2 protein-coding genes are annotated in these 2159 nt (G+C 64.9%); one reads left to right on the plus strand and one right to left on the minus strand.

Annotated features, from left to right (window positions below; genetic code table 11):
* The coding region (locus KA184_21150) for a protein kinase (GenBank protein MBP8132096.1) at positions 1-1289 on the minus strand (1289 nt) is incomplete at its 3' end.
* A 307-nt stretch (positions 1290-1596) separates the two neighbouring features.
* Between KA184_21150 and KA184_21155 the strand changes: the two genes are divergently transcribed.
* Positions 1597-2159: PD40 domain-containing protein (locus KA184_21155; protein MBP8132097.1), on the plus strand; the 563-nt coding region annotated here is incomplete at its 3' end.

Raw genomic sequence — 2159 nt, forward strand, 5'->3', positions numbered from 1 at the left:
GCGGCGCGAACGTCCTGCGGCGGCTGAGACGCGGAAACATCCGCCGGCGGGGGAGCAACGACGGGGGTCTGTGCGGGGACAGTGTCGGGCGGAGCGCTGACCTGCGGCGGTTGCGCCACCTGCGCGGACGGCATGGAGGAAACCTGCGGCTGCGGCGCGCGGCCCCACCATAGGACGACCCCCAACACGACAGCTACCAGCGCCACAGCCGCCGCCGCGCCCGCAATCAGTGCACGCTTGAGCGGCACTTGCCTGCCCGGAGAGGGCGCGTACGGCGGCGGGGCCGGCGTGGGTGTGAATGCCGTGCCCGGCATTGGCGCAGGGGTCGTGCCCGGCATCGGCGTAGGGGTCGTACCTTGCATCGGCGTAGGGGTCGTGCCCGGCATCGGTATCGGGACCGGCGTCAGGACGTCCGTGGGGCTCTCCTGCGTGGATGGCGGGGGCGTGGGTGTCCTGGTCCCTTCCAGGTAGGCACGAATGTCTTCACACAGAGTTTCCGCGCTATCGTACCGGTCCGCGGGGCGTTTCGCCGCCATGCGGTAAACAATGCCGCATACATGCGGCGGCACGTCCGCGCTGATCTCCTGCAACGACGGCAGCGGCGTTTCCACGATCTGGCGCATCAGCGCCAGCGGCGTATCCGCGGGATAGGGCGTGCGCCCCGTCAGCATTTCGAAAAGCACGACGCCGAGCGAGTAGATATCTGAACGGTGATCGGGCTTGAGCCCCTCGCACTGCTCGGGCGACATGTACCGCGGCGTACCAAGCACCGCGCCGTCCGCCGTCAATTGCGTTCCGCTGTGAATTCCCCGTGCGAGGCCAAAGTCCATCACCTTCACGCGCCCGGACTCGTCGATCATGATATTGTCCGGTTTGACGTCCCTGTGGACCATGCCGACCTTGTGCGCCGCCAGCAGCGCATCCGCGGCCTGTAGGGTAATCTCGAGCGCGCGCGCCACCGACAGACGCCCCGCCTCGCGGATGAGCGCCGTCAGCGTCTTGCCCTTGATGTACTCCATCGCGATATAGCGCACGTCTTCGTGCTTGCCTACCGCGTAGATGGCGACGATGTTGGGATGGCTCAGGCTGGCCGCAAACCGGGCCTCACGCTCAAACCGCTTCGCGAACGCGATATCCGAGGATATGCTGGGTGGCAGAACCTTCAGCGCCACGACCCGCTGCAATGACCGCTCGTGCGCCTTGTAAACGATACCCATTCCCCCGCGGCCCAGCTCGCGGAGGATTTCGTAGTCGCTTATGACTCTGCCCACCAGTGGCTCGTCCGGCATCACAGCGGCCCTCTACTGCGGCATCCGCTCCATCCTGAACATACCACCGTTTCTGACTCTAAGTAAAGCGCAAACCACAATATACGCACTCCGAACCCGCCACAGCCACAGTATATAGAGGCTTCCCTCAAAAGCGAACACCCATCAACACAGAACCTGTCCCGGCCTCCCAAATACTATACCGTCATATTGCTCCTGAGTTTCCCGTTGTCACCGGCAATGCATCATACAGGAAACGCCGAGGCGCGCCCATCCATACCGTTTCGGGTATAATGCGCGCGTTTCGGGAGCCCATGGAGCAACAACCATGCTGACTATCTTGACTCTTCTGAATCTCGTGTGGATTCCCGGCCAGACCGCGGCGCCGGATCCGCAGGCCGCCGCGTTGACCCGGGAAGTGGCGGCAATGGGCTGGGTCGCCTATTCCGGGCGCGGGGAAGGCGGCACATGGGACGTGTTCCTGTGCCGGCCCGACGGGTCCGCCGTGCGCAATATCACGGCCACGGCCGGTTTCGAAGAGGTCGCGCCCCGGTTCTCGCCGGACGGCTCGAAGCTGCTGTTCCGGAGAATGGAGCAAGGTTCGGTCGTGGACCACGACCGGTGGGGGTTCCAGGGCGTGCTGATGCTCGCGAATGCTGATGGCGGCAACGCCAGGGCGCTGGGCGAGGACAGCGAGCTGCCATGGGCTTCGTGGTCGCCCGAGGGCGGCAAGATAGCCTGCCTGACGCTGAAAGGCATCCAGATTCACAGCCTTGCCACGCTGGAACAAACGCGGCAAATGCCGCGCAACGGCATCTACCAGCAGTTGTGCTGGTCCCCGGACGGCAAATGGTTCTGCGGGGTGGCCAACCACCAGGGCGCGCAATGGAC

It is taken from the genome of Candidatus Hydrogenedentota bacterium, from assembly GCA_018005585.1.
Lineage (GTDB): Bacteria > Hydrogenedentota > Hydrogenedentia > Hydrogenedentales > JAGMZX01 > JAGMZX01.